The sequence below is a fragment of the Geomonas subterranea genome (assembly GCF_019063845.1).
GTDB lineage: Bacteria > Desulfobacterota > Desulfuromonadia > Geobacterales > Geobacteraceae > Geomonas > Geomonas subterranea.
Map to the genome: position 1 here is coordinate 3,661,067 of NZ_CP077683.1, position 13,492 is coordinate 3,674,558.

General features: G+C 60.6%; 17 protein-coding genes. 5 read left to right on the forward strand and 12 right to left on the reverse strand.

What is annotated here, in order from left to right; all coding sequences use genetic code 11:
• Positions 1–184 precede the first annotated feature (184 nt).
• A complete protein-coding gene (locus KP001_RS15920) occupies positions 185–418 on the forward strand; it encodes a hypothetical protein (protein ID WP_217286566.1) in 234 nt (77 codons plus the stop codon).
• Positions 419–676: 258 nt separating this feature from the next.
• Here KP001_RS15920 and KP001_RS15925 read toward each other — a convergent pair whose 3' ends face one another.
• The 5 genes from KP001_RS15925 to KP001_RS15945 form a co-directional block, all read right to left on the reverse strand.
• Entirely contained in the window at positions 677–1,048 is a 372-nt protein-coding gene (locus KP001_RS15925) for an exosortase system-associated protein, TIGR04073 family (protein WP_217289631.1), read from the reverse strand.
• A 3-nt stretch (positions 1,049–1,051) separates the two neighbouring features.
• Complete coding sequence (locus KP001_RS15930) at positions 1,052–1,462, reverse strand: exosortase system-associated protein, TIGR04073 family (protein WP_217286567.1); 411 nt, start codon at positions 1,460–1,462, stop codon at positions 1,052–1,054.
• Between the two features lie 169 nt (positions 1,463–1,631).
• Positions 1,632–2,234 (reverse strand): peroxiredoxin, encoded by a 603-nt coding sequence (locus KP001_RS15935; protein WP_217286568.1) that lies wholly within the window; start codon positions 2,232–2,234, stop codon positions 1,632–1,634.
• A gap of 148 nt (positions 2,235–2,382) precedes the next feature.
• The gene (locus KP001_RS15940; protein ID WP_217286569.1) at positions 2,383–3,207 is read right to left on the reverse strand and encodes an ATP-binding protein; all 825 of its coding nucleotides are present in this window, start codon (positions 3,205–3,207) and stop codon (positions 2,383–2,385) included.
• A 135-nt stretch (positions 3,208–3,342) separates the two neighbouring features.
• On the reverse strand, positions 3,343–3,645 hold the full coding sequence (locus tag KP001_RS15945; RefSeq protein ID WP_217286570.1) for a nitrous oxide-stimulated promoter family protein: 303 nt from the start codon (positions 3,643–3,645) through the stop codon (positions 3,343–3,345).
• Between the two features lie 105 nt (positions 3,646–3,750).
• Between KP001_RS15945 and KP001_RS15950 the strand changes: the two genes are divergently transcribed.
• Positions 3,751–5,187, forward strand: coding sequence for a tRNA nucleotidyltransferase/poly(A) polymerase-related protein (locus KP001_RS15950; protein ID WP_217286571.1), 1,437 nt, complete (start codon positions 3,751–3,753; stop codon positions 5,185–5,187).
• A 111-nt stretch (positions 5,188–5,298) separates the two neighbouring features.
• Here KP001_RS15950 and uvrB read toward each other — a convergent pair whose 3' ends face one another.
• Entirely contained in the window at positions 5,299–7,287 is a 1,989-nt protein-coding gene (gene uvrB, locus KP001_RS15955; RefSeq protein WP_217286572.1) for an excinuclease ABC subunit UvrB, read from the reverse strand.
• A gap of 45 nt (positions 7,288–7,332) precedes the next feature.
• Entirely contained in the window at positions 7,333–7,782 is a 450-nt protein-coding gene (locus KP001_RS15960) for a response regulator (RefSeq protein WP_217286573.1), read from the reverse strand.
• Positions 7,783–7,955: 173 nt separating this feature from the next.
• Between KP001_RS15960 and KP001_RS15965 the strand changes: the two genes are divergently transcribed.
• The 3 genes from KP001_RS15965 (at position 7,956) to KP001_RS15975 (ending at position 11,051) form a co-directional block, all read left to right on the forward strand.
• Complete coding sequence (locus KP001_RS15965) at positions 7,956–8,147, forward strand: twin-arginine translocase TatA/TatE family subunit (RefSeq protein WP_015718486.1); 192 nt, start codon at positions 7,956–7,958, stop codon at positions 8,145–8,147.
• Positions 8,148–8,265: 118 nt separating this feature from the next.
• Entirely contained in the window at positions 8,266–10,161 is a 1,896-nt protein-coding gene (locus KP001_RS15970; RefSeq protein ID WP_217286574.1) for a GspE/PulE family protein, read from the forward strand.
• A gap of 38 nt (positions 10,162–10,199) precedes the next feature.
• Entirely contained in the window at positions 10,200–11,051 is an 852-nt protein-coding gene (locus KP001_RS15975) for an HDOD domain-containing protein (RefSeq protein ID WP_217286575.1), read from the forward strand.
• A gap of 18 nt (positions 11,052–11,069) precedes the next feature.
• Here the strand turns inward: KP001_RS15975 and KP001_RS15980 are convergent, their stop codons facing one another.
• From KP001_RS15980 to KP001_RS16000, 5 genes are all read right to left on the reverse strand, one after another.
• Positions 11,070–11,450 (reverse strand): response regulator, encoded by a 381-nt coding sequence (locus tag KP001_RS15980; RefSeq protein ID WP_217286576.1) that lies wholly within the window; start codon positions 11,448–11,450, stop codon positions 11,070–11,072.
• Between the two features lie 418 nt (positions 11,451–11,868).
• On the reverse strand, positions 11,869–12,381 hold the full coding sequence (locus KP001_RS15985; protein WP_217286577.1) for a hemerythrin domain-containing protein: 513 nt from the start codon (positions 12,379–12,381) through the stop codon (positions 11,869–11,871).
• 101 nt (positions 12,382–12,482) lie between these two features.
• Positions 12,483–13,046, reverse strand: a complete 564-nt coding sequence (locus KP001_RS15990) for a quinol:electron acceptor oxidoreductase subunit ActD (RefSeq protein ID WP_217286578.1) — start codon at positions 13,044–13,046, stop codon at positions 12,483–12,485.
• 45 nt (positions 13,047–13,091) lie between these two features.
• Positions 13,092–13,280 (reverse strand): DUF6496 domain-containing protein, encoded by a 189-nt coding sequence (locus KP001_RS15995; protein WP_217286579.1) that lies wholly within the window; start codon positions 13,278–13,280, stop codon positions 13,092–13,094.
• A 27-nt stretch (positions 13,281–13,307) separates the two neighbouring features.
• Positions 13,308–13,460 (reverse strand): DUF3309 family protein, encoded by a 153-nt coding sequence (locus tag KP001_RS16000; RefSeq protein ID WP_217286580.1) that lies wholly within the window; start codon positions 13,458–13,460, stop codon positions 13,308–13,310.
• Positions 13,461–13,492: the final 32 nt, after the last annotated feature.

The window sequence follows — 13,492 nt, forward strand, 5'->3', positions numbered from 1 at the left end:
CGAGTCGCAACGCATACCTTATTTGCGGTACTCATTGGAGCATATCGGGTGCGGTTCTCATGAGCCCGGAGGGCTCGCCACCACCCACCACACCGTATTTCAACTGTTTACAGCTATAATGAGAGGCTGGCACGCTACCTGCTAAAGAAAGGGCACCAACCCATTTTGTACAAGGAGAATTACCATGAAAAAAGTTCTGTCCTCCGTAGTTGCTGCTCTCGTTGCTGTTGCTTTCGCTGGTGTTGTTTTCGCTGCTGACGCTGCTCCGGCTGCTGCTCCGGCTGCAGAGGTTAAGAAAGAAGAGAAAGCTCCGGCTAAGAAAGCTGCTCCGAAGAAGAAAAAAGCTGCTAAGAAAGCCGCTGCTAAGAAAGAAGAGAAGAAAGAAGAAGCTCCGGCTGCCGCTCCGGCTGCAAAGTAATTTCCCCTTAACGGGTAATTGCGAAAGGCCGCATCTCACGATGCGGCCTTTTTTTATGTCCTGCTCCTGGACATGCCAGCGGTCCCCGCTCCCACAGCAGCACCCTCACCCCGCCCCTTTCCCGGAGGGCGAGGGGGTAGAACGTCGCCCGGCCTCCGCGCTTCGTTATTGCGGGACATAAAAAAAGATCCAAGGGTTCCGGTCGCGGAACAAGCCTTGGATCTTTTTTGCGTCAATGGCTGGCGATGCCAGGTCCGCCTACTCCTTCTGCCAGGCGTAAGCCGGGTCGAGGTAGGGATCGTAAAAGCCGGGATAGGCCAAAAAGAACGTCGCCGTCTCGCCAACACCCGATGCCGTGCGCACCAGCGTCATCCCAATTCCCTTAAGGGGACCGACGGTGACACATTTGGCAGCCCCGTCCTCCTTGCAGGTGATGTAGATCTGCTTGGGGATCTCCAGCCATCCGGTCGCGATGTTGGCGACACCCCGGACCAACTTGTTTGCCATGCCGTCCACCACTTCCTGCGGGGAGGCGCTATCCAAGGAGCGGGAATCGGCGGCGTGCCCGTTCTTCGCCGTCAGGACCAGGGCCAGCGCCAGCATGGCCAGAAAAACAAACCTCTTCCCCATCATCTACTCTCCCTTGGCCTGAACGGGTTGAGCTTCGCTCTGCCCTCTCGGTTCGACCCTTTTTTCCTCCCATCCCTCCCAGACGTATTCCGGGGTGATCAGGGGATCGTAATAGCCAGGCTGGGGGACCGCGAAGAACACGGTCTCGGTCAGACCGGTCAGCAAGCGATAGAAGGCCATGCCCACGCCTTTCAAAGGCCCGACCACATAGCCGATGCCGCCGCGGTCCCGAACCATCAGGTACGACTGCTTGGGAACCTCGGCCACTGAGGTCACCGTATTGGTCACCCCGCGAACCAGTTTGAACGCCATCTTCTCGGCAATGGCCTCCGGCTGCTGACCTTCCAGCGCAAACGAAGACGTGGCAAAAACCATGAGCAGCAACAGGGATAACAAGGTGGCCTTGGTACGCATGTCGACTCCTTTTTGAGCTACATGTCGGTAAATGCTATGTTCTTGTAGCATAGATGGCTTTCATTGGCAAGACAGCACTAACTCTATCATTGTAGGGATCAACTGACAAAAAAGGCGCGGTTTGAAAAACCGCGCCTTTTTCCTGTTCAGCCTGTGGCTAGATAGTCAATTACTTGCCGTGCTTCTTGGCGAGATACTCTGCAACGCCTGCGGTGGAAGCCTTCATTGAATCCTCGCCTTCCTGCCAGTTGGCCGGGCAGACTTCGCCGCCGTGGGTCTCGACGAACTGGAGGGCGTCCAGCATCCTGAGCGCTTCGCCGACGCTGCGCCCCAGCGGCAGGTCGTTGATGACCGAGTGACGCACAACACCTTTGGTGTCGATGAGGAAGAGCCCGCGCAGCGCGACCGACTCGTTCAGCAGGATGCCGTAGCTCCTGGCGATGGACTTGTCGAGGTCCTCGACCAGCGGGTACTGGACGTTGCCGATACCGCCGTTTTCCACCGCGGTGCTCTTCCAGGCCAGGTGGGTGAACCGGGAGTCAACCGAAACGCCGATCACCTCGCAGTTTTTCTCCTTGAACTCAGCCACCCTCTTGTTGAAGGCGAGGATCTCGGAGGGGCAGACGAAGGTGAAGTCGAGCGGGTAGAAAAAGAGGACGACGTATTTGCCGCGATATTTGGACAGAGTGAGCTCTGCGAAAGAATTATCGGGCATTACCGCCTGCGCTGTAAAATCGGGGGCTTCCTTAGTTACCAAGGTAGTGAGACTCATAGGTGCTGTTCTCCTTTGGGCTGATTGGGATTCTAATGGGAGAAACTGTACCAGCGGTCCAATCCCGTGTCAATCAAAAAAGATAAAAAGCGTCCTATTTGTCCTTTAGGCCTTTTGGAAAGTCCGATTTCCACCTACGCGGCGCCTATTAGCGCTCCACGATTTCGCCGCGGATACTGATAGTTACCTCGCGGAACGGGATCTCCATGCCGGAAGCCGCCAGGGCCTGGCGCGCCGCCATGACGATGCCGCCGCAGCAGGGGACTTCCATCCTGAGCACCGTGATCCCCTTGATGCCGGAGACGCGGAACAGCTCGGTCAGCTTTGCCAGGTACGCGTTGTTGTCATCCAGTTTCGGACAACCGACCACCACAGCCTTGCCCGCCAGGAAATCCTGGTGATAGTTCGGATAGGCGAAGGGGACGCAGTCAGCGGTGATGAGCAGCTCGGCATCCTTGAAGTAGGGCGCCGTCACCGGTACCAGGTGCAGCTGCACCGGCCATTGAGCCAGTTGGCTCTGTACCGCGCCCGCCGCCGGGACCGGAGCGGACGGAGCCGGTGCGAAACTCTGAACGCGGGAGCCGGGGCAGCCGCCACCGTGACCGCCACCGTGACCGCCACCGTGACCGCCACCGTGACCGTGACCGTGACCGTGACCGTGACCGTGACCGTGACCGTGACCGTGACCATGACCGTGACCGTGACCATGAGCGTGAGCGGCGGGGGCTCCGCCCTGAGCGGTCAGATGTTTCTCTACGGCGGCCTCGTCGAATTCATCCGCTTCACGTTCGATGATGGTGATGGCGTCCTGCGGGCACTCGCCCAGGCATGCACCCAAGCCGTCGCACAGATTGTCAGCGGCGATGTGAGCCTTGCCGTCCACAATCTTGATGGCGCCTTCCGCACAAGACGGTACGCAAAGTCCGCAGCCGTCGCACTTCGCCTGGTCGATATGTACGATTTTCCTGATCATCTTTATCCCCCCGAAATCCGTTCTAAGTTATACGTTTATGTTTTTTGTTAAAACCAAAAGAGTGTTGTTAGTGCTCCGAAGTTCGCAGGTCCAGGTTCTAACGTAGGACGTAGAACGCAGAACCTAGAACGTCCTCTAGAAAAAGTAGTGCCAGAGAAGGTCGAGACGGCCACGCAGCATCAGGTGCTTGCCGGAGTAGGCCATGATCTCGCGGATCCTGGCGCGCTGTGCCTTGCCGTAGCAGTGCACGTGGCAATGTTTGCAAGTCGGCTTAGGGTCGAGAGGGCATTTCTCACGCTTCACTCTGGCATAGGCGAGCAGCTCCGAGCACTCCTCGCAGAGCGCCCCTTTAGGGGTCTTGTGCTTGCCTCGGCAGTAACAGCCGATGAAGGTTTCCAGCACCCGGATGTCTTTTTCCTGCTTCTGCGTCTTTTCCATGGTCGCCACCTTAACAGAACAAATCCGGTTTAGTCATGACTAAAGTCAACAATTTAAACTTCGCACCCTTTGCCTTTGCTGCGGATTTATGTTAATTTTCCGCGAATGAACACTAACATGGAAAAAGTCATCATCCCGCGCGCGGAGCACTCCATCTCCCGTTCCCTGTTGAGCCCCAACGGTGTGAAGGTGCTCTACAAGCTAAGGGAACAGGGGTTCATCGCCTACCTGGTGGGCGGCGGCGTCCGGGACCTGCTCCTTGGGAGAGAGCCCAAGGATTTCGACGTCGTCACAGACGCCACCCCCAATCAGCTCAAAAAGCTGTTCCGCAACTGCCGCCTGATCGGGCGCCGCTTCCGCCTTGCCCACATTCACTTCCACGACGAGATCATCGAGGTCGCCACTTTCCGCTCCACGGTGGATGCTGCCGAAGCTGCCGCCGAAGCGGTTGCCGAGGATGCTGTCGAGGCTGTTCCCGAGACCGTTGACGAGGCCGAGGTGCTGGAAGGGGAGCGTGACCGGAGAAGGCGCCGTCACCACCATGGCCCGCCCATACTGAAGAGCGAAGACGGAATGGTGCTCAGGGACAATGTCTTCGGCACGCCCGAAGAAGACGCGGTGCGCAGGGACTTCACCGTCAACGCCCTGTTCTACAACATCGCCGACTTCTCCATCATCGACCACGTGGGAGGGATGGAGGACCTGAAAAACGGCCTCATCCGCACCATCGGCGACCCCATGGTCCGCTTCACCGAAGACCCGGTGCGCATGATCCGCGCCATCCGGTTCGCCTCCATGCTCGGCTTCAACATCGAGCCCCGCACCGAGGCCGCTATCGAGGCCCTATGCGGTACCATCAACAAGGCCACGCCCCCGCGCCTTTACGAGGAAGTGCTGAAACTGCTGCTCATGGGTGCCGGGGAGCGGACCTATCAGATGATGCGTCACAGCGGGCTGTTTGAACCGCTTTTCCCCCACTTCGACGCCTGGCTTTCCCGGGAATCGGATTGCTATCCCCACGTCCGGGTCGGCAAGGCCCTCGAATGGGCCGACGACCTGATCGGCCAGGGCACCGCCGTCACGCCGCCCCTGTTGATCGCACTTATGTTCGGCGAGTACCTGGAGGAGAAGGTGGCACAGTTCCGGGACGAGGGGCTTGCGCCGCAGCAGGCCACCGACGCCGCTGTGGCCGCCTTCGCCGGAGAGCTCGCGCCGACGGTCTCGGTGCCCAATCGGGTGCTGGTCACCGTGCGCGACATCCTGAACCTGCAGCACCGCTTCCAGAAGACCCCCGGCAGGAACGGCCGCGGAGTGCTGGCCCGCCCCGCCTTCCGCGACGCGCTGCAGTATCTGCGTTTCATGGAACTGCTCGCCCCGCCGAAACGGTCCCTGGCCGAATGGTGGGAACGTTACGCCGTGCAGCAATCGGAGGGAGGTGAATCCGCACCCGAACCAAGAGGCGAGGCGGCAGCCGCGGAGGCCGAGAAGAAAAAGCGGCGCCGGAGAAGGCGCCGGAGAAAGCCTGGGGGAGCGCCGGAATAAGGCATCCCCCCTCCCCAGCCCTCCCCCTCCGGGGGCGGGAGCAGAAAAAGCCCCTCACCCGTAACACGGAATGGAGGGGCTTTTTCGTTGTGAATTGTCCATCGTCAGCCGTCAATTGCCTTTTGTAATTTCCGCCACTTCCAGCCGTTTGATCTTGTCGCGCAGTTCCGCCGCCTTCTCGAACTCCTGGGCCTTGGCCGCCGCCAGCATTTCTTTCTTCAACCGCTTCAGCGTCTTCTCCAGGTCCTTCGGGTTGAGGAACTCGTCGGCCTTCACCGGCACCGTGACCCAGTCCTTCTCCTCCGGGGCCTGCAGCACGTTACCGATCACCCTTTTCACGCTCTCAGGCGTGATGCCGTGCTCGCTGTTGTAGGCCTGCTGCAGCTCCCGCCTTCTCATCGTCTCGTCGATGGCCGCCTGCATCGAGCCGGTCACCTTGTCCGCGTACATGAGGACGCGTCCGGACACGTTCCTCGCCGCGCGGCCGCAGGTCTGGATCAGGGAACGGGTCGAGCGCAGGAATCCTTCCTTGTCCGCGTCGAGGATGGCCACCAGCGACACCTCGGGGAGGTCCAACCCCTCGCGCAGCAGGTTGATCCCCACCAGGAGGTCGAATTCACCCAGGCGCAGGTCGCGCAGGATCTCCATGCGCTGGAAGGTGTCGATGTCCGAGTGGAGGTAGCGCACCCGGATGCCGAGCTCCCGGTAGTAGTCGGTGAGTTCCTCCGCCATCCTCTTGGTCAGCGTGGTCACCAGGACCCGCTCTCCCCTCTCCGTGGTCACCCGCGCCTCGTGCAGCAGGTCGTCCACCTGCCCGGCGGCGGGACGCACCTCTATCATCGGGTCGATCAAGCCGGTGGGGCGGATCAGCTGCTCGACCACCACCCCCTCCGACATCTTCAGCTCGTAGTCGGCCGGAGTTGCCGAGACATAGATCGTCTGGTTCAGCTTCCGGGTGAACTCCTGGAAGGTGAGCGGCCTGTTGTCCAGGGCAGAGGGGAGCCTGAAACCGAAGTTCACCAGGGTCTCCTTGCGGCTCCTGTCACCGCGGTACATCCCACCCACCTGTGACACCGTGATGTGGGACTCATCCACCACCAGCAGGAAGTCCTCGGGGAAGTAGTCGATCAGCGTGTAAGGGGGCTCGCCCGCCTGGCGCCCGTCGAAGTGACGCGAGTAGTTCTCGATCCCCTGGCAAAAGCCCATCTGCTCCATCATCTCGATGTCGAAAAAGGTGCGCTGTTCGATGCGCTGCGCCTCCAGGAGCATGTTCTGCTCCTTGAAGTAACGGATGCGCTCCTCCAGCTCGACCCGGATCTGCTCCACCGCCCGCTCCAGGGTCTGGCGGCTCGCCACGTAATGCGAGGCGGGGTAGATCGCGAAGCGCGGCAGTTTCTGGATCTGCACGCCGCGCAGGGGATCTATCTCGGAGACCGACTCGACGGTGTCGCCCCAGAACTCGATCCGGATGGCGCGCTCGTCATCGTGCGCCGGGAAGACCTCTACGGTGTCGCCGCGCACCCGGAAGCTGCCGCGATGGAAGTCGACGTCGTTTCTTTCGTACTGGATCTCCACCAGGCGCTTCAGGAGCTCGTCGCGCCCGAGCTCGTCCCCCTCGCGCACCCGGATCTGCATTTCCTGGTACGATTCCGGCGATCCGATCCCGTAGATGCAGGAGACCGAGGCGACGATGATGACGTCGCGCCGGGTCAGAAGGCTTCGCGTCGCGGCGTGGCGGAACTTGTCGATCTCGTCGTTGATCGAGGAATCCTTCTCGATGAAGGTGTCTGAGGAGGGGATGTAGGCTTCGGGCTGGTAGTAGTCGTAATAGGAGACGAAGTACTCGACGGCGTTGTTGGGGAACAATTCCTTGAACTCGCCGTAGAGCTGGGCCGCCAGGGTCTTGTTGGGGGCGAGCACCAGGGCGGGACGGTTGCACCTGGCTATCACCTGCGCCATGGTGAAGGTCTTGCCGGAGCCGGTGACCCCGAGGAGAACCTGGTGCCGGTCGCCGCGCAGTACGCCCTCGGAAAGTTCTTCGATGGCGCGGGGCTGGTCGCCCCGCGCATGAAAACCGGTTACCAGTTCGAATTTGTCCATGGGGCGGATATTAGCAGGAGGAGGGGCCGGTTGGCAACAGGGGTATCACGCCGCTGTGCAGGTCCGGTGCGGGGGGAGCTGGTTCACGACCAACCAGTAGTTCATCACCTGCTTCATGTTCTCGCAGAACTGGCCGTAGTCGACCGGCTTGCGGATATAGCTGTTGGCCCCCAGGCGGTAGCTGTCCAGGATATCCTGCTCCTCGGTGGACGAGGTGAACACGATAACCGGTATGGAGCGGGTCTTCGCCTCCTCCCTCATGCGGCGCAGCACCTCCAGGCCGTTCACCTTGGGCAGTTTCAGATCGAGGAGCACCAAAAGGGGGGCCGGCGCCTGCTCTCCCCCGGCCCTGCGCCCGGTGCCGAATAGGTGCTCCAGCGCCTCTGCGCCGTCACGCGCCACCACGATGCCGTACGGCATGTGCTTGCGTATCGCCCTAAGGGTCAGAGCCTCGTCGTCAGGATTGTCCTCCACCAGCAGGATCATCTTGTTCACTGGGTCCTCCTTGCTTGAGAGATGGGGCCCCAAGTTTTTAACAAAGTTTTAACATCTTGGCAATAATTTTTTAATAATCCAGCTCTTAATCTCCCTTTAATCCAACTGTTGATTTTTCCGCCCCCCCTGTGCGATACTGCAGCATCTTACGCATTTACCCAAAGGGAGGTCACATGTTTGGATTCGGCATGCCGGAGCTCATTATTATCCTGGTGATCGTGCTCGTGGTGTTCGGTGCCGGCCGGCTCCCGGAGATCGGCGGCGCGCTTGGCAAGAGCATCAGGAACTTCAAGAAGGCTTCCAGCGGCAAGGACGAAATTGAGATTAAAGCCGGCCGCCCTGATGACGATAAGAAAGGGAGCTAGCTCCAGCTCATTAGTTTGAGTCTCGTCGTTCCGAGGTCCCCGCTGCAGCTTGCGGGGGCCTTTTTATTTTTTTGGCGCGGCGTAAAGGCGAAACAAGGCAGCCACACCGGGAAGGATCATGAAAAAACAGCACAAGGAACCAGCAGCAGCCCATGGCGCCGGGCAGATCGTGGAACTGCTGGTCGCCACCGGCGTCATCACCAATCAGCAGCTGCTCTACGCCCAGCGGGTGCACAGCAAGCTGCAGTCCCCGAAGACGCTGATCGACGTGCTCCAGGAACTGGAGTACATAAAGCGTGAGGACGTGGTGCGCACCCTGCGCGAGAACAGCCTCTCCATCCGTATAGGAGACCTGCTGGTGGAGCTCGGCTACCTGAAGCAGAGCGAGCTGCTCACCGCGCTGAACCTGCAAAAGGAGGGCGGCACCCCGCGCAAGATGCTCGGGGACATCATCGTCGAAAAAGGGTTCATCGAGGAACGCAGGCTGACCGAGGTGCTTTCCTTCCAGCTCGGATTCCCGATGGCCGAGCTGGAATTCCGCAAGCTGGACCGCAAGCTGTTCGCCAAGGCGCCCTTCGAGGTGTTCCGGGACGAGCTCTTCGTCCCTTACGCCGTGGACGAGGACGGCGCGACGCTGGTCGCCTTCGCCAACCCGCTGGAGAAGTACTCGCGCCTGTCCGCCGAGAAGATCTTCGGCAGGAACGTGAAGCCCTCCATCGCCACCCGTACCGCCATCCTCTCCGCCATCATCGCTGCGCAAAAAACCGCCGGCGACGACGCCGCGGTGCCGGACGAGACCACCGTCGTCGGGATGATCAACAAGCTCTTCGACGACGCCATGACCATGGGGGCGAGCGACATCCACATCGAGCCGCTCAGGGACCGGCTCCGCATACGGCTGCGTCACGACGGCGTGATGATGCCGCACATGGAGCTCTCGCTCGACCTGGCTCCGCAGCTCTCCTCGCGCATCAAGGTGATGGCCCATGCCGACATCGCCGAGAAAAGGCGTCACCAGGACGGGCGCATCATCTACGAGAGCCGGCTGCACGGCTTCAACCTCGACATGCGCGTCTCCTTCTACATCACCATCTTCGGCGAAAAGATCGTGCTGCGCCTTTTGAACAAGAAGGAGGCGATCCTCGAGGTCTCGCAGATCGGGATGGCGCCGCGCATGCTCAAGCAGTTCATGGAGGACGCCCTGGAGACCCCGTCGGGGGTGATGATCATCACCGGCCCCACCGGCAGCGGCAAGACCTCGACCCTCTACGGCTGCGTAAGCCACTTGAACAACATCAACACCAGCATCATCACGGCCGAGGACCCGGTGGAGTACGTCATCGAGGGGGTGGCCCAGTGCTCCATCAACAACAAGATCGGGGTGACCTTCGAGGAGACCCTGCGCCACATGGTGCGCCAGGACCCGGACGTGATCGTCCTGGGCGAGATCCGCGACACCTTCTCGGCGGAAACCGCGATACAGGCCGCACTCACCGGCCACAAGGTGCTCACCACCTTCCACACCGAGGACAGCATCGGCGGCCTTTTGCGCCTGATGAACATGCAGATCGAGTCGTTCCTGATCTCCTCCACCGTGGTCTGCGTCGTCGCACAGCGCCTGCTGCGCCTGGTCTGTAACGACTGCGCCGAACCGTACATCCCCACTCCCGCTGAGTACGGCCGCATGGGCATGACGGCCAAGGACCTGGCCGGAGCCAACTTCCGCGCGGGGCGTGGCTGCTCCAACTGCCGGTTCACAGGCTTCAAGGGGAGAAACGCCGTCTTCGAGCTCCTGGTCCTGAACGAGCCCGTGAAGGAGGCGATTCTGCAAAACAGGTCCTCCGCCGAGATCCGCAAGCTGAGCATGGAGACCTCCGGGCTGGTGACCCTGTTCGAGGATGGCCTGGTGAAGGCTGCCAACGGGCTGATCTCCGTCCACGAGGTGCTGCGCGACCTCCCCCGCATCGGGTCGCCCCGGCCACTCATGGAACTGCGGCGCATCCTGGGGTACTGAGGAGGAGAAGAGATGCATTCATCAAGAAGGGGGCTGACATGAACCAGCAAACCTCGATCGTCGACGTGATCAAGGCGCGGCTTGCCGAGGGAAGCCTCAGCATCCCGGTGTTCCACGTGGTGGCGCTCAGGCTGCAGCAGGCGCTGGCCCGCCCGAACTTCGACATCAAGGAGGTGCACCAGCTCCTCAACGCCGACCCGGGCATCGCCACCGGCGTCCTCAGGGCGGCCAACTCCGCCTTCTACGCCGGCCTCACCAAGGTGAGCACCATCCGCGAAGCGATCATCAGGCTGGGCGCCAACGACGTGGCCACCCTTGCCATGGTCACGACGCAGCAGGACCTGTACCGCTCCAACGACACCCGGTACAACGCCATCATGCAGACGCTTTGGAAACATGCTTTCTGCTGCGCGGTGGGGAGCAAATGGCTGGCGCAAAAGGTGGGGTTCGCTGCACAGGCACAGGAGGCGTTTCTGGGAGGGCTGCTGCACGACCTGGGCAAACTCTTTCTCCTGAAGTGCATGGAGGAGGTGTGCCGCGAGCAGCATTTCAACGGGGTCACCAGCCAGGCGGTCTTGAGGGAGGTGCTCACCACGCTGCATGTTGAGCAGGGCTACCAGCTCATGGTGCAGTGGCAGATGCCGCAGGTGTACTGCGACATCGTGGCCAGTCACCAGCAGGAGCGATGGGACCAGGGGAACGTACTGCTGGCCATGGTGCGGCTCGCCAACCTCGCCTGCCGCAAGCTGGGCATCGGGATGAACCGCGACCCCGCGGTCCTGCTCTTCGCTTCGGGGGAGGCGCAGGTGCTGGGTCTCAAGGAGACCACCCTCGCGGAATTGGAAATCGTCATCGAGGACGCCCTGACCGTCCCCATGTCGGCGGATTAGCGGCGGGCGGGGCGGCGGTCAGTGCAGCCACCGCTTCAACAGCTCCGGGTTGAGCGGTTTCGGCAAGACGGCCAGTACGCCAAGGCTCCTGCACTGTTCGAGATCCTTGGGATCTTCCGATGAGGAGAGCGCGAAGACCTTGAGGCCCCTGGTCCGCTCGTCGCTGCGCAGCCGCTGCAGCACCCCCACCCCGTCGATCTTGGGGAGTTTCATGTCCAGCAGCACGAAGTTGGGCTCATGGTGCTGCCCCCACGTCCCCTCTCCCAGCAGCATCCCCAACGCTTCAGCCCCGTCGCGCGCAACCACGACATTGTCATAGCCCGCCTTCTTCAAGGCCCGCAAGGCGAGTTCTTCGCAATTGCTGTTATCTTCGACCAACAAAATCTCAGCTTCTTGCATAGCGCCTCCCAAAACTGCGGCTCAGGGTTCCTGTACTGTCGAACTGGACGTGGTGATTCGGCGGTGTTCCGTCTTTAAATATTAAACAGTATTTAACATTTTACACTATAAATTAAGTGGGCGCTTCCGCTGCCTCACAGCTCCTAGCTGCTCTTGCCGTCCTCGCACGACCTCGTGCAAACATCTCTCAAAGGCCGCCATTTCGCCAAAGAATGCGATAATCGCGATGTCTCAGTGATGGGGTATTGAGAGCAGGCTCCCATCACTGTGACAGTGACCCATCCCCTATAAGCTAGGTATTATTGTATATCATACATTAACATATGCACAAATAGGGTTTTTCGAAAGCTCAAAAAAAAAAACGCCGCACCGTGATTTCTCACTGGCGCGGCGCGGCTAATGTTCGCTGCGACAGGCCCTAACCCTCTACCGGCGCTCCGTGCGACGGCTTGCGTCCTTCCCGCTTGCTTCTTTGGAAGGCCAGGGCGATCTCGTGCTGCTGCTCCTTGCCGAGGGCTTTCCTCGCCAGCTTGAAGACCTCCCGCTCCTCCTCCTGCATGTGGTGCTCGACGATCTCACCGAGCACCTTCAGTTTCGCCATCCAGCGTTCGTCATCCACAGCCAGGGATTGGAAGGTCCCCAGCACGGTCTTTGCGACCTGGTGTTCCTCGAACGCCTGCAGTACCTTGTCGCGCATCTCCTCGTTCTGTTCCAGAACGCTGTAGAAGAACCGCTCCTCCCCTTCCATATGCAATTCGAGCTCTTCCACCAATTGCGAGAACAGCTTCTGTAGCGATGAGATCTCCTTCTTGCCCGCCTTTTCCGCCTTGTCGAAAAGGTAACGCGCCTTCTCGTGATCCTGCTTCAGCACGTCGAAGATGGTCATCTCCGCGCGGCCGTGCGACTCGCTGCTCTTCTGGCTTGTCGGCATCTGATTTCTCCTCGTGGCGCCACGGTACCCGGCGCTCATACATGTAGGGGCGAACTTCCGTTCGCCCCCGCGTTGCAACGTCCTGGTTTCACAACCGGTCCCTATGCCATACCCCTCGGCTTGGGTTTGTCGGAGCTGGCGAAATCCGCCTTGGACTCGCCCTCGGAGCCGATGTCGGAGGCGCCGGTCTGTTTCAGGATCTCGATGGCGCGCTTTTTCCAGTCGGCGTTGTCACAGTGCACCGAAAGGAGGATCCCCCCTTCCTTGACACGCCCTTCATAGCGCTTGGCCTCGTATTCCGGGATCCCCATCCCGACGAGCGCCCCGGCGACCCCGCCGATCACGCCCCCCGCGCCCACGCCTGCCAAAGCCGCGACGATCGGCCCGGCCGCGATGAAGGGGCCGACGCCCGGGATGGCCAGTGCGCCGATGCCGCTCAGCCACCCGAGAGCCCCGCCGATCACCGCCCCTGTGCCCGCGCCCGTCGTGGAGCCTTCCGGGAGCTTCGTGTGTTTCTCGTGGGCGAAATCCTTGGTCCCGACGTTCTCTGAGAAGAGGACCGAGATGTCGGTGTTGCGGAAGTCCGCCGCGCGCAGCGATTCGACTGCCTGTTCAACACTGTCGCGGCTGCGGTAGATGCCGAAAACTGCCGTGTTCTTTGCCATTTTAGGCCTCCTTTTTTCTCGTACTGCCGGATTGCGGTGCCCGTCTTACTTCTTCTTCGGAGGCTCAGGCACCTTGGCTCCCTTCTCGCGCGCCTCCGAAAGACCGATGGCTACGGCCTGTTTGCGGTCGGTTACCTTTTTGCCGCTGCCACCGCTTTTCAATTCCCCCTTTTTGAACTTGTCCATAACCTCGTGCACCGTTTCCTGCGCTTTCTTCCCGTACTTGTTGGCCATAGCGTTTTCCTCCCCGTCCCGCCCCGCCTAGATGCGTCCCAAGAGCACCAGGATCAGCAGGATCAACAGGACCAGCCCCAAGCCGCCGCTCGGGTAGTAACCCCACCCCGCGCTGTAGGGCCAGGTGGGGAGTGAACCGACGAGCAGCAATATCACGATCAAAAGCAGAATCAACCTCATGACGTCCTCCTTTTCCTCTTTGGGATCTGCCA